This window comes from Brasilonema angustatum, from assembly GCF_059505445.1.
The window spans coordinates 1-24,593 of record NZ_JCACKO010000072.1 but is presented as its reverse complement, the minus strand read 5'-3'; the positions used below and the strand labels follow the sequence as shown (position 1 = coordinate 24,593).

Genomic DNA, 24,593 nt, shown 5'->3' with positions numbered 1-24,593 from the left:
AACTTTTTTCCAATTTATGGTTCAAAAATTTTCCCACATTATGATTCAAAGGACAATTTTCTCCCGTTGTCACTGCTGAGCCACAAGTTGACGAAGACATAATTAGCGTAGCGGAGATGCTCCAAGCCTGCGAGGATTCGGAAATGCTTCAAGATCTACGCGAGATTTTCAGTCCAGAACTATTGAGAGAATCGGCGAAGTCACTGTCTTCGGAGATTCGCGATCTCCTAAAAGTGTGGGTATTAGAACTTAACGCTAAAAGTACTTTGCCGGGACCATCGCGTAAATATCCACATTGGCTAAAAGAGGGGCAAGTGGTGAGGTTCCAGGCGTTTGATATGGATTTTCCTACTTATGGTCGAATCCTGAGTGTAAAAGCTTATCTTCTCCCAGAAGCAAACGAGGAATACTTTCTTTACGCAGAATTAGAGTACTGGTACCGCTTCAAAAACATGGAAAAGCAGCCAGTCGAACTACTGCAAACCCAAGTCTGGAACCTTGAAGCAATTATTGAGCCTGTAGCGGGATCATTAAAAAAACCAAAGTTAAAACTTGTCACAGGTCAAAAAGATGTTCCAACAAGTTTGACTTTGGAGGAGAAAACAGAATCTCCAGAACAGTTAGGGATGACTGAAGAATTGGAGGAAAGGGCGATCGCTCAAAACCAACCCGAACCCATAAAGGCTTCCAGTCCGGATCTGCCATCATTGACGCTGGAAGATTTCTTCATAGGGTGCAGAATTCAGCACACAGGTGGGAGTTGCGGCGAATTCCACGCCTTATATGGCTTGGAAGGTATTGTGGTAGAGCACTTTGGAGGTGATACAGTAGTGAATTTCTCTGCGAAACGTTCTCGGATTCGATGTGAAATAAGCGAAATCATCGAACCTTTCTGATCAAAGCAGGGAAAAGAACCAAGTGGGCACAGTGACCACTTGGTTTCTTAAGTAAACCTGTGTTTTATAGCGATCGCCTAACTCCGGTGACGATTCGCACAGTATTGCACGCGAGGGGGTATTCTTGTGTCAGATATAGGAAAAAGAGATGAGGGAAAAGTATTCACAAGAATTAGCAGAAATCATTTGTCAGGCGATTGCCTCTGAGGGCACTGATGTCTGTGGTTTTGAAGCAGCTGGGATTAGCAAGAATACTTTTTACCAGTGGCTGAAAAAATATCCAGAGTTTAACGCAGCCATTGAAGCAGCACGGGAGAAATATACTCGCGATCGCCCTGAATCAGACAAACGGCAGGCTCGCAAGTGCTTGAGCGATTACTTGTACAACGGCATCGTAATCGAGTGGGAAATCACAGGCGAAACCGTCCGGAACATTGAAGACCCCGACGGTACGGTCAAGCAAGTTTTAAGGGAAACCTTCAAGAAAAAGCATATCGAACGTCGCCAATGCCCAAAATGGGTTCTCGACCGCGTGCTAGGCAAAAATACTGCAATTCTGGATGCGTTGCAGACTTTGCTCACAGAAGGGGTTGCATCTGAACGACAGGCAGAAATTATTTCGCGAGGGGTTGCTCTAATCGAGAAAGAATTCAAGCAACAAGAAGCTGAAAGTCTTGCCCCAGAAGATTTAGTTTAATTGATAAATCAGTATTTTTGAAGTTGGGGCGATCGCCTTCCCCTCTATTTGTAATACATCAAACAGTGATGGATGGTTGGTCAAAGCCTTTACCTACAAAGCATTTATGTATACTACTTGCATGTAGTGGCAACTTGCCTAATCCCGTCGCTTTTGGCGGATAGGGCGATCGCCTTTTTACTCAGGAGAAGGTATCTTCGATATCTGGATTCTGCTTTGCACGCAAGCAACCAATGGAATTTTTGATTGTTTTAATTCGTTAACGTCGATACCCAGTGCTGCCCCATCACCAACCGTCTCAAGAAACTGCTCACGAGCCTTGAAGTACGCCTCTTGGGAAATTAGAAGCGCTTGCAGTGGAGCCTCGACATCCACCCGTTTTTTGATGAAATTGCGAAAATGCTCTTGATTTACCTTTTTGGCTTGAGCTAATTCCTCTTGCTGCTTGGTGACTTCTTCTTGCTGCGTTGCAAGAGCTGTTTTGAGAGAACCAAGCCCAGGATGTTTCAATTCCCAATTTTTCTTTATCTCTGGAGCATCCGAATTCTTAATTTCTTGCATCTCCTCAAAGAATTTCACGGCACTATGTAGGTATCCCTCCACTTGCGCAATCTTAGCTCTTTGAGCAGACGGCATGGTGTAACCATGTTGAAAGGCTGAAACAAGTGGCTCGTAGCGCTCCTGCCAAACGGCTTCTTCTTTCAGCCTTTCAAGCTCGTCTTTGACTGCAGCTAGCTCTTGCTGCTTCTGTGCTAGCAATTGTTTGGTTTGTGCGATCGCCTTTCGGGCTGCTTCTACCTTCTCTAGTCTTTCCTGCTCAGATTTGGATTCTTGCAGGATTCCGCTTAGCCTATCAAAGAACGGCAGTTGTCCTTGCACCGGCGCGAATCTTGGCGGATTTAGTATTAGATTTAGGGCGTCCTGCGATTGTGTAAGTTCTTGCTGTAGATTGTTAATCTCGGATTCTAGCGACTCGATTTTCTGCCGCGTTTCTGCGAGGGGGAGAGCTGTCACTTTAGATTTAGTCATTATCTTGCTTTTTTTTGTAATATTCCCCCGTGGTGCGATCGCCTTTTTTGATTGAGGTCAAAAGGCGATCGCCACATCCTGGCAAGTCATTTGGTTTGTTGTCATAATAGTTTATAGATTTAGAAGCAATATCGATGTATAGGTGCGCCGTTCTGCACCTATTGTTTTAAGCGAATAGCCCGATTCAGATTATCAGGTTTCACAAAACAGGCAATCTGCTTTATGAACAATTCACAGGGACAATACGAGCATATACGGGAATTAACATCATAGTTGACTACACTAAAAACAGAACCGTCAATTTAGTTTGACGGTTCGTGCTTGTGTAATCAACTTATTTTATGGAATATTACCAGCTTAAACAAGTGTTGCTTAGCCTACCAGCTAATGCACAGGAATCGATTGTAGGCAGTATATTTGTTCCCGAATTCTTAAAAGCCTTAGGGTATGACATAACTGAAACAGTCCCCCAGTTTGCGACTGGGAGTGGTGCGGATACGGTTGACTATGCTGTTAGGAAGAATATTGACAACGATGTATTTATCAATACCAAATCTAGTCCTTACCTGCTTCTTGAGTTAAAGGGCAGAGATATTAACTTAAGTGAGAATTCCACACAGTACAAGTCTACCGTTTCTCAGTTAAAACGTTATCTGCTAGCGTCGAACAGCAAATCAGCCCAATGGGGAATCATTACTAACTCAAACCACATACAACTGTTTAGGAAGCATGGTAAAGTAGTTCACCCGTCTTCGCGTTGTCTAGAAATAACTCCGGACAATCTTTACGAGATAGTAGAAATTATCAAATCTAAGATTGACACTCCTCAAAGAGCGCTCACTGTGGCCATTTACAACAATAAAGGTGGTGTGGGAAAAACTACGACTACGGTAAATTTGGCTGCGACGCTGGCATTTTTGGGAAAGAGAGTATTAATTCTCGACTTTGACCCGAACCAGCAGGACTTAACCAACTCCCTAGATATAAAACTACTAAATGAAGACGCACTATATTCCTGGCTGGACAGTAAGCCGAGTCCGTCATTTCCTTCAGGGGTAATGTTCAGGTTTAGCTACCTAATGAAAGGAGGTAACACAGTAACATTTGATGTTATTCCAAGCGACAAAAAATTGACGGAGTTAGGACAAGACAAACTGCGGCAAGTCTTCAGAGTAACTAAGCTGAAGCAGGTGATTGACCCGTTTAAAAGCGCATACGATTACATTCTCATCGACTCTCCCCCTAATTGGATGTTCTTCAGCCAGAGCGCGTTGTGCGCTTCGGATGTCGTTTTAATTCCTACAAAGCACAACAACATCTTTTCTTTACAGAATGCGGCAATTGTTATAAAACAATTTATTCCAGAGATCCAAGATCTCAGAAAAGATGGAGGACCAGTAGCGCTCCCTATTTTCTTTAACGGAGAGAGTATTACTCAAGCAGCACGAGTTACAGCTGATCAAGCTTTAGATGAAATTATCCAACAGGCAATCAAGAATAAAACCAATTCGTTTGATTTAACGCCGTACTTTTATTCCCTTCACAGTAAAGCAAAGCCGAATCGCTACATTTTCAATTTGCCTAGTTATGCCCACATTGCAGGCGCTGCTTTTACTCGTATCCCGTCTGTGTATAAAAATATTACAGCATACAATTATTATCTAGCATTAGCCAAGGAGTATTTTTTGCAATGAGCTTAAGTGACGTTGGGAATTTGATGTGTCTTGAAATAGACAGTATTAATCCAGGCACAGGTACGGATGCACCAGAGTTTTTGATCAAAGCATCTGCAAAAGCGCTCAATTCTTCAGGTGGACGCAATTGGGTACCAGTAATTGTCAAAGAACTTGGAGAAGACCAGTACGAAGTTATTGGCAATTCGTTTATTTTCGCAGTCGTAGAGGAAGCCGGACTGGAGAAAGTATGGTGTATCATCGCTGATTTCAGCGAGCACACGTCTCAAATAACTAAAATTCTTGCTGGAGAATCCGTACCTAAAATTAACCTATCGACTGCAACTAGAGATGAAATTCAGTCGGCGTTGCAGTACTTGATCGAAAAACCAAATAGTGAATTGAAAGGTGTAAAGCTTGCGATCGCTACTAATCGTATTGATGAAGCTCCACGCAAGTATTGGAAAACTTTTGAGCCAATCACGACCCTTAAATGCGGTATAACTAAAGGAAATAAGCTAAATGCTCTGAAAGAAGTTTTTTATCTAAGCCCTCAACCAATGCCGGATGTCATTACAGAGGTCGCTATCTTGGACACTCTGACGTTGACACAATTAAAAGATATGGCGAAAAAGCGAGGGATTCCCGGCTACAGCAAGAAGAAAAAACCGGAGCTAGTTGATCTGCTGTCTCAAAAAAATAAACCCTCCTCAGATTGAGACTAAGGAGGGCGGAACAGACTTAACTTATTTCTTTTAGGCGCAGTAAATTCAAATTATGCTTTCCAGGGAGGCGATGTTCTTTTAGATGCCGTCAAGAGCGATCGCCTTTTGCCTTTCATTGGCTAATCAGCGTTTAGAAAAAAGCTGCTGCTTTCCTCTTCCCCTGTATGAACATAGTTATCTAGTGTAGTGCTAGCGCTAGCGTGCCCCAAAGTTTTCGTTGTTACCTTGATAGGAGCACCGCCGTTGAGTGCATGGGTAGCATGAGAATGGCGAAACCAATGGGGACTAGGGATTCTGTCGAGTTTTGCAAGTTTTGCGTATTTAGCCACAATTTCTCGAATGGTGCGATCGCTTACAGCTTTTATTCCCTTGCTACTTTCACGTGACTTGAAAACCGGTTCATCTGGGCTGTTACTTTCTCTGGATGTTTGCAGATGGACTAGCTGACTAGCAGGAATGACAACTACTCGCTCTTTGTCGCCCTTTCCTACAACTTTGATGCTTCCATTACCTGATTCTGTAACCTTGATTTGCTCCCAACTGAGAGTAGCTACTTCACTCACTCGAAACGCTCCAATATAAAGTAGCTTAATAATCAGCCAGTCACGAATCGCTTGTTTTTTTACAAACTCGGTTTGAGCGTCCTTTACTGCCTTCCGCGTTTCGCTCAAGATAGCGCCAACGTCACTTACCGATAGTATTCGGTCTTCCGTAGTTTTCCTGGCTGGGGGCATCTTGGTTGCGGAAGCAACGTTATAAACGGTAAATCCTGAATCTTGAGCGTACTGAAGAAATGACTTAACAGCAGCGATGCGACGGCGAACAGTACTACGGGTAATTATGTTATCAGATTCTTTTTTGGATAAATATTTTAGGTAGCGATCGCAGTCATCAACCATCAATTTGGTTAGATCGAGGAGGTTTAGGCGCTGTTCATCATTCAAATCCCAAATCCACAAGTCATTATCAACTTGTTTGTAGGCGTTGGTCTTCTTTTCCGCTTGCAGCCAATGTATGAATGAGTCAATATCGTTTTTGTAAGCCCTGGCGGTGCCCTCAGATTTCTTCTCCAGCCAGTTGCTCATGAGGTCACTGGTAGTTTCGGCTCCGGTCTTCTTTGGTGGTTTTATCGTTTCCTTGACAATTGCTGCTGTAACCATAGCCTGTGCTAGAATTTCACCTTGTTTTTCTGGTGGTAAGGACGCTAGCACTGCAGCTAGGTCATCTAATTTGCTTAGTGCCATAATATTTGTAGTTGAAGATATTCAGTCATGGGTGCAGAACGGTGCACCCATTGTTATTTATTTAGACGAGTTGCCGATAATCTGAGTTCCCAGCAAGTCACAACCCAAAAACAACCCATAAGAAAGCCCTCACGGTTTTGAGTGAGAACATAAGATATTTTTATAAGGGATAGTGTCGTAAAGAATGCTAGTATTAACTCATTCTTCTCGATTCATACCATGACTCTTTATTAGATCATGGTTCATCCCGACACAACTCAACCCGACTAATTTTCTACTCAGAAAACATAGAGGGTTAAACATGAAAGAAACCAGGAAACTTCTCGCAACCTGCATGGCTGTTAAATCTGCAAAAGGTTGGATAAGCGTTGCGCAAATAGCTGAAGTAAATGGCTTGCCCACAGGTAGTATCAACCGACATCTTAAGTACCTGAAAAAAGATAAGGTCGTTGATGCGATTGAAGTTTTACCTTTCTACATCTACCGGTGGTCTAAGGATGCAGAAAACGAAGTGAAGAAACGGTTAGAGTATTTGATAGCGATTCTTCTTTCGCCTTCTGCTGAGTAAAGTGCTTTTGCTTTTAATTTAATGAAGATCTCCTTTCCCGTATTATGGTTGAGGGGTCTTTATTATAGTGTAGTCCTATTTTTCAGCCAACCTAAGCAACTACTGACCGTTGTTTAATCTGCGCTCCAGTTTGTGTGTTTTAGCGCTAAAAAACGGTGTAGCATCCATGCTCATAGCTCATTCGGTCTAATTGGCAAGTCAGGGGTGACGCGATCGCTGCGCTTGTTTCAATGGTTGAAGTATTTTTACTCAACAAATCTCTTTCATGTCGGTAATCGTTTGCTCTAAAAACAGAATTAGTGGAATACCCTGTCTCATCAGGATCATCAAGCCTCCAAACTATGTTAACGACTCGCTCAGTGCGATAACCGAAGAAAATTGACAGGTAAAACAGTAAATCTTTTATCATGGAAGTCTCCTTGACTAGATTAAGTAAACCAAGTAAGTATTGTTACTTTTAGTTTTCTGTAGAACACCCTGTTGATTATTCTTCAACATTGATAGTAACGCTCTTTTTCTCTGCGGAGTATAATAAGAACACGTACTATTTATAGAAGAATCTTTTATATCTGGACTTTTAATTCCCCATCGTTTGCTGCAAAAACAAGCCCTCTCCCAGGCGATTCTGGAAAGGGCTTGTTTCTGTAATTCGTGGTGTCGTTGGGCGATGCCAGATAATGCATATTTGCGCACTCATGAAGAGTTTTAAGACCCCGTTTTTAGGAGGGGGTAGAGTGCAATATTGTCAATAGAGGAAAAGAAAATAGTGCTTTGTTAGATCAATTCAAAACCCCTTACCATTTTGATCTCACTCATGCATAAGTTGATTTTGCTTGCCCTAACTAAAGATGTTGGGCAGCAAATTAGTCTGACTTACATAATCAGATTTTTGTCAATGCGTAAGTCCCAGAATATTTATACTTACTTAAAATTATGACCAACGAGGAATCTCCATCGAAAGACAGGATTTGTACCTAAGCTAGTTCTGCTTCCAGCAGCTATGCCTGTTTCATTCTTCTCCATTGACTATCTCCCATAGCGCCTCGTCCCAACTGGTGGAAGTGCCGTCTATGCTTGCGCGATCGCCTTAAAACTATAATGTTAGGGAGTCCAACTCCCCAACATCCTCTAACCAACTGGGATTTAAGCTGTAGTACTAGGAGCGCTTAGCAAAACCCGCACTCGTTGCACGACGTAACTGGGCAGCCAGTCCAGATCATCAAAATTGCGGTTTTCTAAACACCAATCCCGTATCAGTTCGGGCAAATGTTCGATCAGTTCTTTTTCAGCTTTTGTATGTGCAGATGTGGCTGCTTCTTTGATCAACTTGGGGTCATTGTTTGCGATCGCTCTAATCTGTTCCCAATTCTTGCACCGCAAAACCTCTGATGCTGTAGCCTGCTTAGCTTTAGGCTTGCGGGTTTTTTTCGCTGTGGCTGCTGCGGCGGGTGCGGGTATCGTTCCGACTGTTTCCACTGGCGCCGCCTTAACATCGCTGTGGTAATACGTTTCTTTTGCACCGGAGGGCGATTGCACTTCCAAGTAAATTCTTCCCCCAATATCCTCAACCTGAATCACGTTAACAACTTCGCCCTTCGGAGTTACAACTGAATCATTTACTTTGAATTCTGTTTTCGGCTGATATTTGCCGATGTAGCGCAAGTGGGTAATATCGAATTCGCTAATACTATCGTTTGGGAGACTCACTGTAGCTATGCGTCCTCCTTGCTGGGCATTGAAGCGGATATCAGTGATATGCCCAATCATTCCTAGCGGGGTTTCTACCAAATCTCGAATAACAAGATTCATAGGCGTCTCCACTTGCCGGGGAAAATTTGATTGGCGTGCCAAAACTTCTTCTTCCATAAAGGTGCGCTGTTTATCCCACTCTGGGCGAATAGATTTTGGAAGGTAGCCCAGGATGCGATCGTCAAATTCCGCAGGGACGTTTTGGACGAAAAACCACACCCGACCAGCAAGTTCATTTTGGTGACAGCAATCTAGTATAGAGGCGATCGCCATTAAATGGGTATCCACCTCATCTTCATCAGCAAGTGCTTCAGCAATCTCTGCTGCGGAATCGTAGCATTTCACTGATTCAATTGCATCTATTAGATCCCATTGATTGTCCGCAACAGCGACGGGGGTAGGTTCGTCGTCAATCATCGCAAGATATCGGGTTTCCTCATCAAGGAATTCGATGATAGCGGTAGGGCGATCGCCTTTGGGGATATATTCCTCGTCCAATCCCGAAAGGAATTTTACATCTTTCTCTAGTTCTTCCCCACTCACCAAATCGAGTTCTTCGGAGGAAAGGACGGGTGTAATTTCAGGCTCGGAGGCGATCGCTTTTTCACCATTTTCAGAAAAAAGGCGATCGTCTTTTTTTGGGATATCGCTGTTTGAGGTTGTGCGATCGCACTCGGACGCACTCCCGATTAATTTCGCCAATTCGCCACGAAGGTAATCCCCAGACTCTAATGACAATTGATTTGCATTTTCCTGGAGTTGGGCGATCGCCTGTGCGACTAATTTAAATTCGGATTCCACAGAGCGGAACTTCGTGAGACGAGCGGTAATTTCAGCGATTTGATTTTCGAGGGAGTTAATTTGGGTGTCAAACATGATTTAATTCCTGTCAGAGAGAAAACTTTGTTTTTTGGGTAGGTCACGCCTACCCTTTTTATTCAATCAAGCCGCTTTGCGAGAGCGTCGTTTGGTTGTTGGGGTTGCTGCTGGCGCTGCATTTCGTGTTTTCTTCGCCTTCCCTGGCAACACAGCAACCAATTCTTTGGCAGGTGGCAGCATTGGAAGGGAGGACCATTGGTATAGAGGTGTGTGCAGAAGATTTTCTATACAAGGCGTATCGCGAGGTGCAGACAGCCACGGGTCAACCACAAGGCTTTTGTGTGGCAGTTCCCAATCGATAGGGGTTTCGATTATTTGTACTGCGGGTGATTTTTCTTCTTGAGAGGCGATCGCTAATTTTCTCAATCCGTCGATAAAATCCAACAACATTAAAGTAGCGAAAAGTGCGGGGATAGCGATTGTTGCGGCGGTTAGAGCGTCTTGCATGATAGTCATTCCTTCTTTACATTTATGCGGCGAGGAGGAGAGGAACAACGTTACGGGCAAGGATAGATTCTAGAATGGCGATCGCCTCTAACCATGAAGATTTACGTCTAAAATCCAAACCGTGGTGTAGCCACTTCTTGAGGTGCTTTGTTTGGCTGACGGTGCGTCCTGTAATCTGCTTGGCTAGTTGATAGGCGTGTGCTTTAAGTTCTGCCATCTTTTTTTCTACCAGTTTCATTGTCCTCACCTCCGGTTGACTTAGTTAACTTATTTAATAGTAAACCAGGTTAACCTTTTAGTTAACCTGGTTTACTAAAAGAAATGATGAAGTTTAAAAGAAAAGTATAAAGCTATGATTTACAATGCGTTGACTGAGTTAACTCCTGTAGTTGACGAGGTTAACTGGATTTTGTAGGATAAGGACAGTTAACCTGGTTTACCAAATGAAGCTAGTTTCCTTTAAAGTTACTGATGATATCGCTTTAAAATTAGAAAGCTTGCAGGGTGAAGAGAAATCTATTTCTCTGGTTGCCAAACGTCTCGTCGAAGAATCGCTGGAAAGTGCCTCTCGCAAAATGCCAACAGAAGAAAAGCTAGAGGCAATGGAAAAGAAGCTTGAACAGGTATTAAGTCTACTGACGCCGGAAAAGCCATCAGCCTGATCGCTATACCCGAATCGGTCAGGCGCGACGAAGAACAAAAACCAGCGGTAGTAGAGGGAACGTGCGACAGACAAAGATTGCTGGTTATTCGCGATCGCCTTTTGGATGAATTACAAGCTAACTATGGTCTGGGAAAACAGTCGCCAAAATTCAAAATAGTTAAGGAAGCCTTAGATCGTTTTATTAATGAATTTAGAAAACTCCGACTAACGAAAAGTCATTCAATTTCTTCCAACGCTGATCTGCTTGCCTTTTTCAAAATGCTGCTAGAAATAGACATAAAGGACGGACGACTAACGGGCGAATGCAGAGTTCGGGTTGAGGATGCGATTGCGGATCTTGGCGACGGCGAGGAGGTAAAGACGAAAACGTCGGGACAGTCCTCACCCAGATTCTGACTTATTGGGCGATCGCCCTGAACCGCTATAAGTCATCATGTCTTTGTGTGAAACCCCCGATAACAACATCATGTTCGCCGAGGGTTTGCAATTATCCGGCAATTAGGCGATACACTCGCCTATCCTCCGGTACATCTACTTTTATTCCTAAAACTGGGTCGTTTTCCTCAATGCGCTCAATTATCTCTTGCGAAATTAGAAAATCAATTGCAAGCCGCGCTAAAGCTGTAGGCGATTTCCTCCAAAGTAATGCGATCGCCTTTTGACTGCGAATAAGCTTGAATGTAGCCTGCTGTCTTTCTCTCAAAGCAAGGTATTGCTTAATGGTCCGAGCCGCATCAACCAAGTAAAAGCTGATATCTTGCTCTTTTTCCTCCTCTTCCTCAACTTCTATTGGTTCCTCTTCCACCTCTACTTCTTCAGTTTCAAGAGACAAATCACCTAACGACTTACGCTCAAACTGTGGTGTGATGCCGATTCTGTTGCCTCCAGTGGTAGTAAAAATGATGCTGGAATTGAATTCACCTTTCAGCAAAGCATCCCGTAGCCTGGTAAACTCACTTCCTAATCTAGTGCGATCGCTTTTATCGGGAACAATCAAAGCTTTGCTTACAACTTTGGGTAGTAGTCCCAGACCATCGGAAATGCGATCTAAGTCACCTTTGTCATTCGGCTGACAATAAGCGATCGCCACAAAGTCCAACGATTCACGAGTACTTGCGTCAATGCCCAAGGCTTCCACTGTGGCGCTGTGGGTATCAATGTCCACACAAACTCCACAACTCGCACCTTTTGTAATCAGTCCGATTAACTGACTGTTCACTTTGTCAGCTACTACTGGTTCTTTTTTTCTTACTGTTGACCAAGTTGCCAGCCAATCAATTAAGGCAAGTCGTACAGGGTGAGTTTGGGCTATAACATCCCGTTCTGATTCCGGCAACTTAGCTCTGTCCTGGTAAATGCTGTAGACCTTGTTAAGCATTTTCAAACCATCACCTTTGAATGTTTCCCCATCGCAGAAAGCATAGTTAGCAACTGGAATCTTTTGGTGTATCATTTCGCGCTTGTCAGCGATCGCGAACACCTCAGTTTTTGGATAGCGATCAAACATTGCATCGTAATACAGATATAAGATGGTCGTCTTGCCAGATCTTGAGGGTGCAACTACCACCTTTGACTTAATGCTCGCAGCCATTGACCTGATGATGGATTGTCCCATCTCTTTTGCTTGTTCGATACCGGTTATACCGCTGCTATCTGGTAGTGCTGCTTGTCCAGAAACGCCACCAAATAATGCAGCGAATGGGCTTTGTGCTTGCTGTGATTAAATTTGGGCTTGTTGCTGCATTAACTCACGTTGTTCTTTCAGTGCCAAGTGCTGAAAGAATAGCTCACGCTCTTGTGGTTCAAGCTTTGCAATCAACTGTTGGATTTGGGCGAATTCGTTGAGGGTATCAGCAGCTGCTAGTGCATGTTGATTTGTGTTGGTAGCGATCGCAAACCCTTGTGATAAATCCTGATAACGCTGTTTAACAACTTTGTCGGCTTCCAGTTTGGTTGCCGTCCATGCCGTTCTCCGATTTGTGCGGTTAACTGGTATTGCCTCAGTTTTTTCCTTCAATGCCTGTTTGGCGATAAACCCAGAACCCCCAGCAAAAGCAGTTCCGAATAATGCCAACGTCACAGCGATCGCCGGATTCCCTCTTTTCTCAGGCACAACCACTAAAGATGGATGGTTAACCAGCCGTTCTAGATGGTCTTGGTCAATGGTGTATGTTTTTACCCCTAAGCACTTTGAGGTGTTAGGGACGGGCGCAGGATTAAAACAAACCGTAAAAGTGTCGCGCAGTGGAGTGGCAACAGCAGCCGCAAGCAACAGCACACCTGCAAGTAACCCGCCACTAATCATGAAGTGACGGGTAATGTTGATGGCAGCGTCATTCTGGACTGGTTCCAGTTTCTGGTTTACCTCTGGTTTACTCTCGTCTACTGGTGTTTTCTGTTCGGAGACGATCGCCTTACTTAATGCCTCAGTGAGATATTCTGCACTTTCCGGGTGCGAGAGCAACCGCTCTAATCTTTCCCGGTTTTCTTCGTTAAAATTATCGGCTTGCATAGTTTTTAAAAGTTAAGCGGGTTGTTCGTGTTGGTGGTCTTCTTGGTTTTTGGAGCAAGAAGGAATTTGACGACGGCGATCGCCACTACTCCATAAATCAGCCAAGTTGCCAGTTGACCTAGTGAAATGTTGCTTTGAGGTTGCCTTACCATATACAGTTCAACGCTGTGGTTAACCTCACTCACAGCGCTATTCTGGCTGTAACTGTTCCATAACTGGCAACCCGCATAACATGTTCCTACGGTCATACAACCAAGTCGGACTATGCCCGATTTCTTGCCACTGACTGCTTCGTTCCCAAAAATTAAACAACTTACCAAGCCCACACCGACACCAAGACCAGCGCCAGTAGTGCCGGCTACTGAACTAATCCCAATTGTGAGAGTAAGACCACTACCAATAAATGCAATACCACTAGAGAGGTTTTGCTTGCTGCTTAATTCTTCTACGTCACTGCGATCGCCTGACTCTGCCCGTCGCTCATCTTCGGTTAAATCCTGCTGGTTCTCACCCTTGTAACTTGGAGCACCAAAAAAGTTGTCACTAGCTTTAGGTTGTGGTATTTGTACTTTTGTTTCAGATTGGGGTGGTTCAGTACCCGATATAGCCATAAATGCATCAAACTGGTTATTGTTCATCATTTGCTTTCCTGTAGTGGTGAATATCGGTGCAGTAGTGGGTAACTGGCTGCACCGAATAAAATTTACAAACCTAGAACTCTACGAAAAACGCCAGCAGCGTTCCTCATAACGGTATTAAATTGACCCACCGCGCCACCTTTGGGGACAACCGTGTCGTACACCGGTTTCGCTGGTGCAGTGAGTGCGTTCTGTACTGGTGTCCCGTATTTTCCAAGAGCACCCAGGTATTTTAGATATTCTGCATCCATCTGTCTGAAGATTTGAGCACGTAAACTGTACTGGTTCTCGTCTTCGGGCTTAAGTTTGTCTTTGAGCTTTTCTTGGTGATTGGTTGCGATCGCCGCCAAATCTTTTAAAAACTGAATCCTTGCCAAAATTAATCTGCTCTGAGTTTCTGCTGTGATTGTTTGGCTTGCGTACTGTGTTTGCGCTTGGATAAGTTGATGTGATGATTTGAACTCCACACCAGAAAGATGCAAGTCTTTAGCAACTTCCATGAGGGATTGAGCACCGTCATAGCGCTTTTGCATAATGGCAAGGATGTGCTTGGCGGAAGCTACCTTGTTATCAACCATTTGCTCATTAACTTTCTGGTAACCTTTAAGAAACTTGGCTTGCTGGCTGGCACGTTGAGCTGCGTCTCCACTCTGCTTAATGGAGTCGCGGTCAAGGTCCACTAGTGCTTCCTTGCTGGGTGCATTAAAAAAAGTTCGCGATACCCAGTTAGCTGGCGTTGTCTCAAAACTCCGAGTAATAGGGTCTTCACCTGGTTCGGAGGTATTAATTTCGTAGAGTGTAGGGTCAATCTTGTAACTTTCAGTATCAAACTGTGGGGCAGAATCTTCCGTGAAGTCCATATTTTTCTCCTAACTTTGTGGACTGGGTTAGTCTCTTCCCCAGTGGTTGTTTAATTAGTTGCTTCCGCTTGTCTCTGCTGCCTGATGCTCGCAGTCATCACTTGGTGTATCTGATTAATGGTCGATTGCTCATCTGGAGTGCGATCGCGTGTCCCATCAACTTGCTTGAGAATAATTGCTGCTGTAGTTGCTAATTGCTCCGGTACGCCAAGTCCAACAAAAGTCTCTGTGGCGATTTCTATGGGAGTTTTCAACCGACTATTTCCAACGGTGCATTGTTCAGCAAGAAATGATAACAGTGCCTCGGCTTGGGGAATAGTTAATTCCACCAAGATGTCAGCTACCTCCACCACGTCGTCATCAGAAGTCAGAAGATGCAGTGAGGAATCCTGCCAAGCATCACCTATCGTGTAGTCAGAACCCATCTGGTCTTGACCTAGCAGGAAATTAGTAAGAAGTACTCGAATCTGAATTTTTTGGGAACGGTCAAGTTGATCCAAATAACATCCAAAACGTTCTGCTAGTGCGTTAATTGTGGCGTCTTGCATAAAAAATGTAATTGGGTGCATACGGTCACTCTCCTTTAAAGGCTTCTAGGTTTGATAGATTAATCTGAACTTGTTCCCACACCATTAGCTGGACTTGCGTCAACGACAGTCGGATGGTTAGTCTTTTGTTGTTGTAGGCAAACCGATAAAAGTTGGCGTAATCACCTGCGACCCGTGAGAAGTGCCATTGTCCAGGATGGTTTGATATTAGGTATTTTTTGTTGGGCGAAAGACGATTTAATGCGTACATCACTTATCCCCCTTATTTACGGCATCGCCAACAACTGAACCGAGCATGCCGCCTGTGAGTGCGATCGCCAAGAACGTAAAACTCAGCCCTCTATAACCTCTACACTCAGCAGCATAGTTATTGTTATCTTTCAAGCCTGAAGCTATTTTGAATTCCGAAATTCCAAAAGCGCCAAGTGACAAGCAAGCAGACAGCGCAGAGGATAACAGTGAAAGCCCAGCAATCCAGCTTAAAATTTCTAGAATACGATCGCCTGTAGTCGGTCGATATTCCCAAGCCTCAACTTTTGGCTTCGGGATTATGTATCCTTCTGGTAAATCTTGCTGAATGATTTCTTCAATGGTGGCGATTGCATCTCCTAGCAAAATCTCCTTAGACAGATCCTTCTCTTTAACCTCGCATTTGACTTCTTGGAGAAGCTTTTGGGCGATCGCTACTTTTTCGGATTGGTAAATTGATAGCATTGTTTTTACTGATAAATAATTGCTGTAGTCAGCCGGAGTTTGTCCGGCTTTTTTCTTCAAGAAGCACTTTTCGTTAAACGCTCGTTGATGGCTTTTTCTAATACTTTGCGAAGCCAGTATCGAACGTTTGCTCCGTCTTCAGCGGCAAACAAGTGGATGTGCTCAACCAAGTCAACTGGAACGTTGTAGTTTATTCGTTTTATTTCAGGCATTGTTTTGTGTGTAGATTTTGGTCATTTCAGAAAGAGCAATTAATCCTGGATTAGGAGGGAGAATCAAGTTAGTTTCGGGAATGCTGGACTGCATAAGCGCATCCTTTACGTACTGATGCACGGCAGGAACCTCAAAACCGCCACCACAAAGAACAATAGGGTTTTTGCGTCCAACCGTTGATAAGCCTTCTAATGCGAATGTCAGGGGGGTATCTTTTATCCAATTACGGATAGCCGATTCAAGAGCAGATCCTATTTCTCTTCCGTCAGGGGCGATCGCAGTCACTTTTCCATCGGTAAACGTTGAAGACTCCAGAATTTCTCTCAGCTGCGATGGCTTAATAAGATTAGAACTATCACCGCTGGCAACACTTTCCGCAAACTCTCGAATCAGTGTGGAAATTCCGCCGCCGCCGTTTGGCTTATGGCTTACTCGCTTAGGCAATTTCCCTTGATTGTTATATTGGCTAACGCAGGCTGTACCAAACCCAACATCAAGAGTGTAAACTGTTGACCCTTTATCTTTCGCATAAAGACTGGCACCATAGCCTTCTGGGTAGTTCAATGCTGTTTTAGAAAAAGATAGAGAGTACTTAATACCGTCTACTTTTATCCACTTGCAACTTCCAATCCCTGCTTTTAAATCCAAAGGATTAGCAAGGCTTAAGGTTATGAGCTTGATCGACAGTGAGCGAGATTTTTCGTTAGAGCCAGTGGATAAATCGTGGAGATTTGGGAGGGATGCGATCGCACCAAGGGCAAGAATTGGAAAATAATTAATTTTGTGATTATCCCCGTCAGACATAGCAATGAACGGCTTGCCCTGAAGTTTGGCGCTGGACCCTACCACCCAATGCTCAATAAGGTCTTTCTTCTCCTCGTCTTTACCGCGACTCATACTAAATGAACCCTGTTCACCAAAGCTAGGAGCATCTGTCTGGCAAACAACGGAATCAATTACAAGGTTCGATGTTACGTGCCCGTCAACAATAAGCAACACCTTGATGCGACTGCGACCACCGTCAAGGATAATAGTTATCTCCTTTTTAGGAATAGTTACGCGCTGTTTTTTGGGCTTTGGTTCTGCTGGCGGAGACTCTATATTTTGGAGGCTCCCAGATTCCGAATCCACTACACCCGTTTGGTTTACACGAGAAGTCTCTGATTCAGGATTGAATGGTATTGTTTCTTCAATACGATCGCTAATTGCCTTGTCTTCTGGCTTAGCCAAATCCTCACCCTGAATGTCGTCAAAGTCATTGTCAGCCGGGACGACAGCTTCTGTATCGGGGGTCAATACAGGCTTTGCTTGGGCGTTATTTTGCTCTAGGTCGTCTGAGCTTTTCTTTCTAGCCATATTTCCTCTGTTTTTAAAACTAGTGGTTTATTTTTGTCGCAACTGGCACACTGCAAAATGTTCCGTATACTGTGGTGTAAAGTACGTCGTGGGATTAAGTGGTAGTCAGGGGCTAAGAAGCTTTTTTGCTGTTCGCAACAAGCTGCAACCGGCTTGCTACAAGGACTGTAATGTTTTTAGCGAGGCTGCAATAAGTAAAAAGGCGATCGCAACACCCCGCAAACCCCCGCAATAGAAAATAGTAGAAGCCGCAATTAGTGTCCCTAAAACCTTGCAGCGTTTTAGGGCGATCGCAACAGCAATTCTTGTTGCCCGGTAAAACACCCTTTTTCTGTACTTCGTCACGCCGCAACAGCCTTTTTTGATGTGATTACTGCACTGGTTTTTTAGTGTGCTTTTTTAAAAACTGTACTGAGAGTGTAAGCACAAATTCTATGTGACACTTGCGATATTTTTTAGCAACCGCAACCATACGCTTTCATTAAATGTGCAGTGCAAGCAGAGGCGATCGCAATCAGTTCTTTCTCAGAATATATATCTTGCACATCATGCCGTAGCCCGTAGCTGTAGTCTGTGATGCCCTCTACGTCTACTCCTAGCTCCTCTAGTGCGTCACCCAGAGAAGTCTCTTGGCGGATAGCGTCGGCGGTCGCATGAAGCAGAGATGCAAGCCCCTCGTAGTGCAGATTTGGGATTATCTCCAACACTTTTTTAAGATTTGTTACAGTTTTTTCGATGATGAACATTGCGGTTTTCCTTTTGAGTGCGTAGCATTTTACGTATTGTGGTGTAGTAGATGATATTTGTCGGAGTTTGGCGTTAGCGAAGCGGAACGAAGTTCGGTTTATTTACATTCGGCGAACAACTTCGTACGCAGTTTTGATGGGCATCGTATGCAATAACTCCAGTTGAACGGCGTAAAAAGTAGTTACTTCCTCGACATTGACTACTAACGCGATTTCTTTTACTTGGGCGATCGCACTAGCGTAAGGCTTGCCACTTATTTGTTCGATAAATACGATGTCGCCTTTTTGGGGGACTCCCGAAACAAGGCATTCATGATTTAGTTCCCCCTCGGGGAGAGAAAGCAAAAAAGCCACTCTTGCTTGTGTCATGGGGTCAACCTGCTAAAACACTTAATAGCTTCAAAAGAACTCCTTTTCGGTTATTTTTTGCTATTTGCTTTTCAAAAATCATCTCCATTAATTCCACTAGCTGATTGTTGTCAAAGTGAGAAATTAATTTCAATGCCTGGGTTGGGTTTTGGGCAACAACAATATCTTCTACAGGCTCATTGCAGGCGATCGCCGCTAATTGCCCAATGGTATACGGAGAATTTTGAGCAATTACAGAAAGAACTTGCAACGTGGGCAATGCCTCGCCTCTAAGAACTCGCCCTAAAGTGGTTCCCCTTATTCCTAATCGGCGGGAGAAGTCGGCAGCACTCTCTCGTCCTTTCAACTCCCGAACTATTGAGATAATCTTTTCTGATCCCTCAAAGGCAGGGTCACGCGGTTTTGTTAGCTTCATCGATTTCAATTTCTAATTCAGGAATAGAATTTTGTCCATGCGCAAGTTTTAAGATAATTTGTAAGAAACTCCGAAGAGTATTCTCGTCGTCGTTTCCTCTGGCGATCGCTGCTAAAAGCTCCAATAAAGAAGCTAGTTGCTCGCGTTCTGTACGAACTAGAACTCTTGTATGTTCAGAGGTTTTTAGCTTAGATTCAAAAATTTGTTGAAGCTCCGCTCGCTGAACAAAAGTCATGTGTGGGGATACTTCCAAATCCAAAAGAATTTGCTTAATTTTTGTGTAACTCATGTAAATTACCGTTGGCTGGTGCAGCCGTGCTATTAGCTGCATCCAACCGAGGGGTTGGTTTTCTTCCTCTACCGCCAGCAGTGTTCCACGTCCGCAATGTCGTTTCTGTGTTCCATTTGTCCCGTAATCTGCTGGGATTTCTTTCGATAAGAAAAGATTCAATTATCAAGGTTCAAAGAAAAGTTGACCAGCACAACGGGGAATTCCTTCTCCTGCCTGCGCTGGCTGCGTTTTGCTTATGAATCTAATATATCACTTGAGTCTAATTTGGGGCGTATTTGAGTCATTTAATGATGTTATGGGGTTGCTGCACTTCAATTATCACAACTTATACTCAAAGTAGACCCACATCAGACTCATGTAGTGCATCATAGAAAGAGTAAGAATATTTTTTAGAAAATATGCCAAAGGCAACTGACCGGCAATACATAAATTACTTAGGTGAATACTACGATGATTGCTTAGAGATAGAATCTGTTTTGAAAAACCGTGCCAAATCAGCAGAGGCAGCATCGTTGCTCAGTTCAAAGCTTCAAGAAAGAGAGGCGAGGCGTAATGCGATGGTGCAATACCTTGCTGATAAAAGAGGTATTGCTTTTAAAGAGATGTGGCAGCAGTTGCTAAAAAAAGAGTATTCGCCGATGACTCCAGAAGAGTTCGCACAGCTAGAAATCGTTGACGAGGGTAGTTGACATTCCTTTCGCTAATCCGAAGTTCCGCTCTCACAAGTAATGTCAACAGAAGCAACCAAGTATTCTCTTATCGTGTTAGAAGAGCTAATTTACTCGAAATGCTTGCTGAGTATGAGGATTCGCAAAATTATGCCAAGGAAACCTGTGGGAAAACCGGGCAGCGATCGCTACTTTTCCACAGAGTACTGTTTCACTGGCAACCCGCGAAAAGTAGACACAGAAAAACTTCCAGAAATCTGCGATCGCCCCTTGCGTATCCCAGTGCATTTATACTAAGATGGGCTGCATCCGGAACAAAAATATAACAACACTTGTATCGCTGTCCCGGTAAGCTAACCAAAAAAAAGACTTCGCCAAAGACGAAGCACTTTCTTTCTAAAAACGCTTAATTTAATTTCTATTGTAATCGGGTGTACACCCGTTTCCAATGTCCGTTATTATGGCATGAGGATCGTAGACAATCAAGTATTTCATCCTCTCCGGGTTACAAAATAAAAAAACAACGTGTAACCCCCCGTAATATAAAGTTTTATGAAAGCAGTGCTTTGTCCAGAGGCGGAGAGTTCCACAAACTCAATGCGAAGGACACTGTTTCATGTTTTTTTTAACTTCAAGTGCTATATCACCCCAAGAGGCGATCGCCCCAAAACAAATTCGCGCTGCAAACACCATACGTAGCGAGGGCTTGAGCGCGAATAATTGTTATTATGGCATGTCAGGGACGACATGTTACGAATATCTTATCAGCTATTTGGCAGATTTGGGAAAAAGATTTCTTGACGCGATCGCCCAAACCGCCCAGAACGCCAAAACCCCTGCGTGGGATTCGCGAGGGGTTAGCGAGAGACGGGCATCTCAAATTATTTTCATCTGGGAACGGGCATCTTCGGATTTTGGGAACTGTAGGGGTGTCATAAACCAAATAGTACCTATGCTCCGAAGCTTATCTATAGTATACCCCGGATTTTTCGGGCAAACCGAACAGTCGGTTTTAGTTTCTGAGAAATCTTTTTCCGTTCAAGCGATCGCTCTCAAGCTGAACCAATTAATCGAGCAACAAAGACTCACCGATTGCATGGTGATGCTTGAGGAATACGACATTGTTGGTGATGAAGCAGTCTTAATACTCGCTCACCTTCAGAATCTTGGAGGTGTGGCGTAATGATAGCTTCACGTAATCCCGAGATTTACTTGAACCGCGAACTAGTCGCTCAGCAACTAGCACTGCTCAATTACAAAAAAGGCGATACGGTTTATCTACGTTCCTTCTTTCCTTCGGATGATTCGCGATCGTCTAGTGACGGGGGGCGTAAGGCTGCCACAAAGAATTTGGATGAATTAATTAAGTACGTTGCCCAGTGGCAAGCAGAAGAAAGAGGCGTTTACTTCGTTGTTAATGGGCACGGACAGAAAGACGAAGATGTTATTTCTTGTCGCGCAATCTTTTACGAGCATGATGATTTAGATAAAGAAATCTCCAAAGAATTATGGCGATCGCTTTTCCTTCCAGAACCAACATTCCAAGTGGATACGGGTGGAAAATCTATTCATAGTTACTGGGTTTTCAATGACCAAGTAGACCCCGTACAGTGGAAAGCACTACAAACAGACTTACTGGAATACGCGGCTGCTGATAGATCATTAAAAAATCAATCCCGAGTAATGCGTTTGGCTGGGGCTAGCCATATCTCTTCAAAGGGTGCTTTTCCATCGGTAATCGTTGCAGCCGGTGGGACTAAGTACAGTTTTGATGAATTGAGGGCAATTATCCCCACGCCCCAGAAGGAAATACTACCATCTGTTTTACCAACGACACTGGGTGAGGATATCCCACTCTCCGAGTGCTTACGGGTGATGGATCGAGATTTCATCGCCAACGGCGAACCCGAAGGCAGGCGAAACAGTACAGGCGCAGCGTTGGCGCGTAACCTTATTGGTACCGCTGCGCGGTTGCAATACTTAGGCAAATATTTTAGCGGCGACCCAAGACAATTGTTTGACAATTACTGCGCTAGGTGTACCCCCCCCATAGATTCCAAAGAAGCGGATTTGATTTGGAAATCAGCCCAAAGTAACAATCCTACGGCAACCCTCACCGACGATGCGATTGAGAACTGTGTCAGGTCCTGGCAGCGACGACAGCAAAGATTTCTTCCGAGCACCACCCAAAACAAGGTTACTCAACTTAAAGCAGCTGCTGAGGTTCCCCTACGAGAAAGGATTCTAGAAATTATCTCCCGTGGGCTGAAGTCTTCCGATGAAAAAACCGCGTTATTAGAACTCGCGAAGCAAACTAATAATCAGCCAAGAGAAATCGATGCGATCGCTCAACTTCTACGCCAAGATTTAGAAGTAGAAGAAAGCCGAGATGAACGGAAGCAAGAGGTGACTGAATTGCTTTCCATCAAGGACGATTCCCTGGATTTGACTCAGTTTCTGCCTGAGCAGTTGGCTACACCAATTAAGCAGTGGTGTAGATGGTTGAGCATTCCTCAGTCGGTGGCAATCACCGCCATTTTGACGACAATATCAACTTTACACCCAGTAGGGACAGATCTGATGATCCACAAGGGTATGGATTTTTCCGTGCCACCTATCTTATTCTCTGCTCTGGTCGGTGAAAGTGGGCAGAAAAAGTCACCCGTATATAGGACGTTGATTAAAAAACCTCTCCGAATCCTACAGAACGAAGCCAAGCAGAGGTATGAACAAGCTTTAGCTCAGTATGAAAACGACTTAGCTGAATGGGAAAAAGCACCAAAGGAGAGTTCTAAGCCTAAAAAACCAGGTAGTCCCGTTTATTTCTTTACTAATTCTACTGGGGAAGGGATCCAAGCCCAAGCCCAAGAAACACCTGATAAAGCAATGTTCGCCCTAGTTGACGAATTGGCTGGTTTGTTCAACTCATCCAATCAGTACAGAGGGGGAAAAGGTAGCGATCGCCAGGATTTGTTGTCTTACTACGACGGCACGGGTTCGACTGTCTTACGCGCAGGTGGTTTAAAAATTGATGTAGAGCGTATTTATGTTTCTATCTTTGGGGGCATCCAACCCGAAGTGTTGAAAGAGCATACAAAAGACTTAAAAGACGGTGATGGGCATTGGGCAAGATTTCTTTTTGTAAACCAGCCATTAGCTGCTTCGCAATTACCTGATGCAAGTTCTGATGTCAATCTTAATGAATTGCTCTCAGGCATCTATCGTCGCGTTACCTCGCTACCACTTATTCAGTACAAACTTTCACCTGCGGCTTTTAAACGCTACCAAGAAGTTTATGACGAACTTGAACGGAAACGAGTTAGTCACCCGCAGCAAGGAATGAGAGCAGTCTATTCAAAGCTGGAAGGTACTATCGGTAGGTTGGCATTGAATCTTCACGCAATAGAAACGGCTGTTAACGGCAGTGTAACGGCTTTTGTGGGGAATGAAATTTCCCTAGAGACGATGAATAAGGCGATCGCCTTAGCTGATTTTTATACTGGGCAAATCAAAGCAATTCACGCCGATAGTCGAGCGGATAAAGGGGAACTGTCAGAGTTACTTGCCAAAATTATAAAGCTGGCTCAATCAAAAGGGAAGCTAACCGCAAGGGAAGTGGTCAGGAGCGTCAACGTTGTCAAAACTAATGCTCAAGCCATTGACAATTTTAGAGAGTTGGAAGCAATGGGCTATGGGGTTCTGGGAAAGGTTAAGGCTTCTTGGGTCTTTAGTCCACAAAAAACAACTGTCAATGGTAGTGTCAATGATTTCATTGACAGTGTCAATGATGTCATTGACACCTTTAAACAACCAACCAGTAGTAGTTTCAGCCAAATTGTCAATGGTGTCAATGGTGTCAATGATTTTTTGAAAAAAACATTAAACGATCAAGAAAATGGATTAACTAACCCAACTGTCAATGACAGCACCCCAACTGGATTAACTAACCAAACTGTCAATGGTACCGTCAATGGTAGTGTTAATGAAAAAAATCAAAAAATCATTGACAGCATTGACACCATTGACAAAATCCCTGAAAGCTTTACGACTACGTCGTTATCTAGTGTCAATGCTGTCAATGACACTGCTGACAAAATCATTGACACTATTGCTGAAAAATCCAGCAATCCATTAATGGATGAGTCAAGCAATAATACTCAAATTTCACAAGTAGACAACTTGGTTGCACCAACAGGAACGGATGAGGTAGATCCCTTGGATTCTCAGGAAAGATTGAGTTCAGGCGATCGCCCTGTCAGCAATGAACCAGAAATACACGAAAAATCTAAACCATCGCCTAGTCCTTCCCAAGAACTAAAGGTAGGCGACACTGTGCGGGTGAATCTTCCCCAGAACAGGCACCATGATCGTCTGGCGCGGATTAGCAGTATTTACGAGCAATGCAGCAGCATTTACGAGAAACAACGCAGAAGCATATGGATTCAGGCGGAGATCGCTGATTGTAAAAATCAGATTTTAAATTTATCCATAGAGCAAGCTAAGACTGCTTTCGTCATAGAAACCTAATCCGCTTTTAAATCACTTTCGCCCATTCTGCGCAATGGGTAGCCGCTGCATTGTTTTTTACCTTCCTTAAATCATAAGATGCCAAACCAAACATTAGTTAAAGAATTTTCTGTGATTTGAAACAAAAAATGAGATTTTAACTCATGATATGCTTTAAAAATGAG

31 protein-coding genes are annotated in these 24,593 nt (G+C 43.8%); 11 read left to right on the top strand and 20 right to left on the bottom strand.

The features are described from left to right. Window positions 1–143 precede the first annotated feature (143 nt). Window positions 144–896 carry a hypothetical protein gene (locus AC5JM2_RS14305; protein WP_495835540.1) on the top strand — a complete coding sequence of 251 codons (753 nt, stop codon included), beginning with the start codon at window positions 144–146 and terminating at the stop codon, window positions 894–896. Window positions 897–1,044: 148 nt separating this feature from the next. Continuing rightward, window positions 1,045–1,593 carry a hypothetical protein gene (locus tag AC5JM2_RS14300; RefSeq protein WP_495835539.1) on the top strand — a complete coding sequence of 183 codons (549 nt, stop codon included), beginning with the start codon at window positions 1,045–1,047 and terminating at the stop codon, window positions 1,591–1,593. A gap of 177 nt (window positions 1,594–1,770) precedes the next feature. Here the strand turns inward: AC5JM2_RS14300 and AC5JM2_RS14295 are convergent, their stop codons facing one another. After that, on the bottom strand, window positions 1,771–2,622 hold the full coding sequence (locus AC5JM2_RS14295) for a coiled-coil domain-containing protein (RefSeq protein ID WP_495835538.1): 852 nt from the start codon (window positions 2,620–2,622) through the stop codon (window positions 1,771–1,773). A gap of 341 nt (window positions 2,623–2,963) precedes the next feature. Here AC5JM2_RS14295 and AC5JM2_RS14290 point away from each other — a divergent pair, with 341 nt between their 5' ends. Together AC5JM2_RS14290 and AC5JM2_RS14285 are read left to right on the top strand one after the other, a co-directional pair. Then, window positions 2,964–4,316: a ParA family protein gene (locus tag AC5JM2_RS14290; RefSeq protein ID WP_495835537.1), complete on the top strand. Its 1,353-nt coding sequence runs from the start codon at window positions 2,964–2,966 to the stop codon at window positions 4,314–4,316. Beyond that, window positions 4,313–5,014: a Rho termination factor N-terminal domain-containing protein gene (locus tag AC5JM2_RS14285; protein ID WP_495835536.1), complete on the top strand. Its 702-nt coding sequence runs from the start codon at window positions 4,313–4,315 to the stop codon at window positions 5,012–5,014. The genes AC5JM2_RS14290 and AC5JM2_RS14285 overlap by 4 nt, the downstream gene beginning before the upstream one ends. A 125-nt stretch (window positions 5,015–5,139) precedes the next feature. Here AC5JM2_RS14285 and AC5JM2_RS14280 read toward each other — a convergent pair whose 3' ends face one another. Beyond that, window positions 5,140–6,264 carry a tyrosine-type recombinase/integrase gene (locus tag AC5JM2_RS14280; RefSeq protein WP_495835535.1) on the bottom strand — a complete coding sequence of 375 codons (1,125 nt, stop codon included), beginning with the start codon at window positions 6,262–6,264 and terminating at the stop codon, window positions 5,140–5,142. A gap of 334 nt (window positions 6,265–6,598) precedes the next feature. Here AC5JM2_RS14280 and AC5JM2_RS14275 point away from each other — a divergent pair, with 334 nt between their 5' ends. Next, complete coding sequence (locus AC5JM2_RS14275; RefSeq protein ID WP_495835534.1) at window positions 6,599–6,832, top strand: hypothetical protein; 234 nt, start codon at window positions 6,599–6,601, stop codon at window positions 6,830–6,832. A 145-nt stretch (window positions 6,833–6,977) separates the two neighbouring features. Here AC5JM2_RS14275 and AC5JM2_RS14270 read toward each other — a convergent pair whose 3' ends face one another. The 4 genes from AC5JM2_RS14270 to AC5JM2_RS14255 form a co-directional block, all read right to left on the bottom strand. Continuing rightward, window positions 6,978–7,241: a hypothetical protein gene (locus tag AC5JM2_RS14270; RefSeq protein ID WP_495835533.1), complete on the bottom strand. Its 264-nt coding sequence runs from the start codon at window positions 7,239–7,241 to the stop codon at window positions 6,978–6,980. A gap of 734 nt (window positions 7,242–7,975) precedes the next feature. Then, on the bottom strand, window positions 7,976–9,457 hold the full coding sequence (locus AC5JM2_RS14265) for a hypothetical protein (protein WP_495835532.1): 1,482 nt from the start codon (window positions 9,455–9,457) through the stop codon (window positions 7,976–7,978). Between the two features lie 66 nt (window positions 9,458–9,523). Then, a complete protein-coding gene (locus AC5JM2_RS14260; RefSeq protein WP_495835531.1) occupies window positions 9,524–9,907 on the bottom strand; it encodes a hypothetical protein in 384 nt (127 codons plus the stop codon). A 22-nt stretch (window positions 9,908–9,929) separates the two neighbouring features. Further along, entirely contained in the window at window positions 9,930–10,145 is a 216-nt protein-coding gene (locus tag AC5JM2_RS14255; RefSeq protein WP_495835530.1) for a hypothetical protein, read from the bottom strand. Window positions 10,146–10,350: 205 nt separating this feature from the next. Here AC5JM2_RS14255 and AC5JM2_RS14250 point away from each other — a divergent pair, with 205 nt between their 5' ends. Further along, entirely contained in the window at window positions 10,351–10,569 is a 219-nt protein-coding gene (locus tag AC5JM2_RS14250) for a hypothetical protein (protein ID WP_495835529.1), read from the top strand. A gap of 77 nt (window positions 10,570–10,646) precedes the next feature. Continuing rightward, window positions 10,647–10,967 (top strand): hypothetical protein, encoded by a 321-nt coding sequence (locus AC5JM2_RS14245; protein ID WP_495835528.1) that lies wholly within the window; start codon window positions 10,647–10,649, stop codon window positions 10,965–10,967. Between the two features lie 91 nt (window positions 10,968–11,058). On the opposite strand, the gene AC5JM2_RS14240 is transcribed toward AC5JM2_RS14245, so the two are convergent. From AC5JM2_RS14240 to AC5JM2_RS14175, 14 genes are all read right to left on the bottom strand, one after another. Then, entirely contained in the window at window positions 11,059–12,186 is a 1,128-nt protein-coding gene (locus tag AC5JM2_RS14240) for a hypothetical protein (RefSeq protein ID WP_495835527.1), read from the bottom strand. A 105-nt stretch (window positions 12,187–12,291) separates the two neighbouring features. Next, window positions 12,292–13,083 carry a hypothetical protein gene (locus tag AC5JM2_RS14235; RefSeq protein ID WP_495835526.1) on the bottom strand — a complete coding sequence of 264 codons (792 nt, stop codon included), beginning with the start codon at window positions 13,081–13,083 and terminating at the stop codon, window positions 12,292–12,294. A 5-nt stretch (window positions 13,084–13,088) separates the two neighbouring features. After that, window positions 13,089–13,724, bottom strand: coding sequence for a hypothetical protein (locus tag AC5JM2_RS14230; protein WP_495835525.1), 636 nt, complete (start codon window positions 13,722–13,724; stop codon window positions 13,089–13,091). 62 nt (window positions 13,725–13,786) lie between these two features. Further along, window positions 13,787–14,581: a hypothetical protein gene (locus tag AC5JM2_RS14225; RefSeq protein ID WP_495835524.1), complete on the bottom strand. Its 795-nt coding sequence runs from the start codon at window positions 14,579–14,581 to the stop codon at window positions 13,787–13,789. Between the two features lie 50 nt (window positions 14,582–14,631). Then, window positions 14,632–15,150, bottom strand: a complete 519-nt coding sequence (locus AC5JM2_RS14220) for a hypothetical protein (protein WP_495835523.1) — start codon at window positions 15,148–15,150, stop codon at window positions 14,632–14,634. A 4-nt stretch (window positions 15,151–15,154) separates the two neighbouring features. Next, window positions 15,155–15,379, bottom strand: coding sequence for a hypothetical protein (locus tag AC5JM2_RS14215; RefSeq protein WP_495835522.1), 225 nt, complete (start codon window positions 15,377–15,379; stop codon window positions 15,155–15,157). Beyond that, a complete protein-coding gene (locus AC5JM2_RS14210) occupies window positions 15,379–15,843 on the bottom strand; it encodes a hypothetical protein (RefSeq protein ID WP_495835521.1) in 465 nt (154 codons plus the stop codon). Before AC5JM2_RS14210 ends, AC5JM2_RS14215 begins: the two co-directional genes overlap by 1 nt. A gap of 56 nt (window positions 15,844–15,899) precedes the next feature. Continuing rightward, complete coding sequence (locus AC5JM2_RS14205) at window positions 15,900–16,055, bottom strand: hypothetical protein (protein ID WP_495835520.1); 156 nt, start codon at window positions 16,053–16,055, stop codon at window positions 15,900–15,902. Further along, a complete protein-coding gene (locus AC5JM2_RS14200; protein WP_495835519.1) occupies window positions 16,048–17,412 on the bottom strand; it encodes a hypothetical protein in 1,365 nt (454 codons plus the stop codon). The genes AC5JM2_RS14205 and AC5JM2_RS14200 overlap by 8 nt, the downstream gene beginning before the upstream one ends. Before the next feature lie 156 nt (window positions 17,413–17,568). Continuing rightward, window positions 17,569–17,757: a hypothetical protein gene (locus tag AC5JM2_RS14195; RefSeq protein ID WP_495835518.1), complete on the bottom strand. Its 189-nt coding sequence runs from the start codon at window positions 17,755–17,757 to the stop codon at window positions 17,569–17,571. 110 nt (window positions 17,758–17,867) lie between these two features. Next, entirely contained in the window at window positions 17,868–18,158 is a 291-nt protein-coding gene (locus AC5JM2_RS14190; protein WP_495835517.1) for a hypothetical protein, read from the bottom strand. Window positions 18,159–18,260: 102 nt separating this feature from the next. Beyond that, window positions 18,261–18,527, bottom strand: a complete 267-nt coding sequence (locus tag AC5JM2_RS14185; RefSeq protein WP_495835516.1) for a hypothetical protein — start codon at window positions 18,525–18,527, stop codon at window positions 18,261–18,263. Between the two features lie 4 nt (window positions 18,528–18,531). Continuing rightward, window positions 18,532–18,942, bottom strand: coding sequence for a helix-turn-helix domain-containing protein (locus tag AC5JM2_RS14180; protein WP_495835515.1), 411 nt, complete (start codon window positions 18,940–18,942; stop codon window positions 18,532–18,534). Further along, a complete protein-coding gene (locus tag AC5JM2_RS14175) occupies window positions 18,920–19,393 on the bottom strand; it encodes a hypothetical protein (protein WP_495835514.1) in 474 nt (157 codons plus the stop codon). Before AC5JM2_RS14175 ends, AC5JM2_RS14180 begins: the two co-directional genes overlap by 23 nt. 239 nt (window positions 19,394–19,632) lie before the next feature. On the opposite strand from AC5JM2_RS14175, the gene AC5JM2_RS14170 reads away from it, so the two are divergent. The 4 genes from AC5JM2_RS14170 (at window position 19,633) to AC5JM2_RS14155 (ending at window position 24,429) form a co-directional block, all read left to right on the top strand. After that, window positions 19,633–19,923 carry a hypothetical protein gene (locus tag AC5JM2_RS14170; protein WP_495835513.1) on the top strand — a complete coding sequence of 97 codons (291 nt, stop codon included), beginning with the start codon at window positions 19,633–19,635 and terminating at the stop codon, window positions 19,921–19,923. 129 nt (window positions 19,924–20,052) lie between these two features. Beyond that, window positions 20,053–20,199 (top strand): hypothetical protein, encoded by a 147-nt coding sequence (locus AC5JM2_RS14165; RefSeq protein ID WP_495835512.1) that lies wholly within the window; start codon window positions 20,053–20,055, stop codon window positions 20,197–20,199. A 319-nt stretch (window positions 20,200–20,518) separates the two neighbouring features. After that, entirely contained in the window at window positions 20,519–21,085 is a 567-nt protein-coding gene (locus AC5JM2_RS14160) for a hypothetical protein (RefSeq protein WP_495835511.1), read from the top strand. Then, the gene (locus AC5JM2_RS14155) at window positions 21,085–24,429 is read left to right on the top strand and encodes a DUF3987 domain-containing protein (protein ID WP_495835510.1); all 3,345 of its coding nucleotides are present in this window, start codon (window positions 21,085–21,087) and stop codon (window positions 24,427–24,429) included. The genes AC5JM2_RS14160 and AC5JM2_RS14155 overlap by 1 nt, the downstream gene beginning before the upstream one ends. The last annotated feature ends 164 nt before the right edge of the window (window positions 24,430–24,593 follow it).

Bases quoted from the DNA above. Each gene is read 5' to 3' on its own strand.
- AC5JM2_RS14225 (WP_495835524.1), bottom strand. From the start codon at position 14,581: ATGGACTTCACGGAAGATTCTGCCCCACAGTTTGATACTGAAAGTTAC.
- AC5JM2_RS14165 (WP_495835512.1), top strand. From the start codon at position 20,053: ATGCCAAGGAAACCTGTGGGAAAACCGGGCAGCGATCGCTACTTTTCC.
- AC5JM2_RS14210 (WP_495835521.1), bottom strand. From the start codon at position 15,843: ATGCTATCAATTTACCAATCCGAAAAAGTAGCGATCGCCCAAAAGCTT.
- AC5JM2_RS14155 (WP_495835510.1), top strand. From the start codon at position 21,085: ATGATAGCTTCACGTAATCCCGAGATTTACTTGAACCGCGAACTAGTC.
- AC5JM2_RS14255 (WP_495835530.1), bottom strand. From the start codon at position 10,145: ATGAAACTGGTAGAAAAAAAGATGGCAGAACTTAAAGCACACGCCTAT.
- AC5JM2_RS14280 (WP_495835535.1), bottom strand. From the start codon at position 6,264: ATGGCACTAAGCAAATTAGATGACCTAGCTGCAGTGCTAGCGTCCTTA.
- AC5JM2_RS14275 (WP_495835534.1), top strand. From the start codon at position 6,599: ATGGCTGTTAAATCTGCAAAAGGTTGGATAAGCGTTGCGCAAATAGCT.
- AC5JM2_RS14250 (WP_495835529.1), top strand. From the start codon at position 10,351: ATGAAGCTAGTTTCCTTTAAAGTTACTGATGATATCGCTTTAAAATTA.
- AC5JM2_RS14300 (WP_495835539.1), top strand. From the start codon at position 1,045: ATGAGGGAAAAGTATTCACAAGAATTAGCAGAAATCATTTGTCAGGCG.
- AC5JM2_RS14180 (WP_495835515.1), bottom strand. From the start codon at position 18,942: ATGAAGCTAACAAAACCGCGTGACCCTGCCTTTGAGGGATCAGAAAAG.
- AC5JM2_RS14160 (WP_495835511.1), top strand. From the start codon at position 20,519: ATGTTTTTTTTAACTTCAAGTGCTATATCACCCCAAGAGGCGATCGCC.
- AC5JM2_RS14235 (WP_495835526.1), bottom strand. From the start codon at position 13,083: ATGCAAGCCGATAATTTTAACGAAGAAAACCGGGAAAGATTAGAGCGG.
- AC5JM2_RS14270 (WP_495835533.1), bottom strand. From the start codon at position 7,241: ATGATAAAAGATTTACTGTTTTACCTGTCAATTTTCTTCGGTTATCGC.
- AC5JM2_RS14205 (WP_495835520.1), bottom strand. From the start codon at position 16,055: ATGCCTGAAATAAAACGAATAAACTACAACGTTCCAGTTGACTTGGTT.
- AC5JM2_RS14260 (WP_495835531.1), bottom strand. From the start codon at position 9,907: ATGCAAGACGCTCTAACCGCCGCAACAATCGCTATCCCCGCACTTTTC.
- AC5JM2_RS14290 (WP_495835537.1), top strand. From the start codon at position 2,964: ATGGAATATTACCAGCTTAAACAAGTGTTGCTTAGCCTACCAGCTAAT.
- AC5JM2_RS14215 (WP_495835522.1), bottom strand. From the start codon at position 15,379: ATGTACGCATTAAATCGTCTTTCGCCCAACAAAAAATACCTAATATCA.
- AC5JM2_RS14170 (WP_495835513.1), top strand. From the start codon at position 19,633: ATGCCAAAGGCAACTGACCGGCAATACATAAATTACTTAGGTGAATAC.
- AC5JM2_RS14220 (WP_495835523.1), bottom strand. From the start codon at position 15,150: ATGCACCCAATTACATTTTTTATGCAAGACGCCACAATTAACGCACTA.
- AC5JM2_RS14240 (WP_495835527.1), bottom strand. From the start codon at position 12,186: ATGGGACAATCCATCATCAGGTCAATGGCTGCGAGCATTAAGTCAAAG.
- AC5JM2_RS14305 (WP_495835540.1), top strand. From the start codon at position 144: ATGCTTCAAGATCTACGCGAGATTTTCAGTCCAGAACTATTGAGAGAA.
- AC5JM2_RS14265 (WP_495835532.1), bottom strand. From the start codon at position 9,457: ATGTTTGACACCCAAATTAACTCCCTCGAAAATCAAATCGCTGAAATT.
- AC5JM2_RS14285 (WP_495835536.1), top strand. From the start codon at position 4,313: ATGAGCTTAAGTGACGTTGGGAATTTGATGTGTCTTGAAATAGACAGT.
- AC5JM2_RS14190 (WP_495835517.1), bottom strand. From the start codon at position 18,158: ATGTTCATCATCGAAAAAACTGTAACAAATCTTAAAAAAGTGTTGGAG.
- AC5JM2_RS14200 (WP_495835519.1), bottom strand. From the start codon at position 17,412: ATGGCTAGAAAGAAAAGCTCAGACGACCTAGAGCAAAATAACGCCCAA.
- AC5JM2_RS14185 (WP_495835516.1), bottom strand. From the start codon at position 18,527: ATGACACAAGCAAGAGTGGCTTTTTTGCTTTCTCTCCCCGAGGGGGAA.
- AC5JM2_RS14295 (WP_495835538.1), bottom strand. From the start codon at position 2,622: ATGACTAAATCTAAAGTGACAGCTCTCCCCCTCGCAGAAACGCGGCAG.
- AC5JM2_RS14230 (WP_495835525.1), bottom strand. From the start codon at position 13,724: ATGATGAACAATAACCAGTTTGATGCATTTATGGCTATATCGGGTACT.